A 585-nucleotide genomic window follows, 5' to 3' on the forward strand; every position below is an offset into this window, starting at 1 on the left:
GATTGTTGTAACAGAGAAGATGAATTTTATTATCGTGGTCAAATGGATATTATTGATGAGTTAAAACGCTATCTAATTAATAAATTATAATCAAAACTAAATTAAAATGGAGGGTGAAACGATGGTACGACTAAGAAAAGGTCGTGTTGTCCTAATCACACTTGTAATCATACTCATTTTATTTGTACTAATATCGACATTCAACGGACACATGCAAATTAAAAACGAGAAAATTGGAACATATGCAAAGATTATTCAGGAGCAACGATTGAAAATTGAGCAGCTACAAGACCACAATCGCAACTTAGAGAAGATTAACTTTAATCAGCATAGTGAAATTAGGGAGCTACAAGGATCAGAAAAGGTGAGTATGACTACTGTAGTTCCTGAAGTGGTAGATGATATTGAGGAAAATGAAACTGAAACTACTGAGAATGAAGGATTTACATTCGACACTGTACTTGTTGGAGCAACAGCAGTAGGAGTATTCATGGGGAATGTGTTTAAATATGTGCGTGTATTGCCTGTGATACCTTAATATTGGGGGATTGAACCATGAATGAAGAACAATGTAGTCATAAGAAT

The 585-nt window shown here is 34.2% G+C and carries 1 protein-coding gene; it reads left to right on the forward strand.

Annotated elements, in window-relative coordinates; all coding sequences use genetic code 11:
- Positions 1 to 121: 121 nt before the first annotated feature.
- Positions 122 to 538 carry a hypothetical protein gene (locus tag AC1DSL_RS19275; RefSeq protein ID WP_477533483.1) on the forward strand — a complete coding sequence of 139 codons (417 nt, stop codon included), beginning with the start codon at positions 122 to 124 and terminating at the stop codon, positions 536 to 538.
- The last annotated feature ends 47 nt before the right edge of the window (positions 539 to 585 follow it).

The sequence above is a fragment of the Paenisporosarcina sp. P4_D4 genome (assembly GCF_056401835.1).

Coding starts and splice junctions, on each gene's coding strand:
- AC1DSL_RS19275 (WP_477533483.1), top strand. CDS start 122: ATGGTACGACTAAGAAAAGGTCGTGTTGTCCTAATCACACTTGTAATC.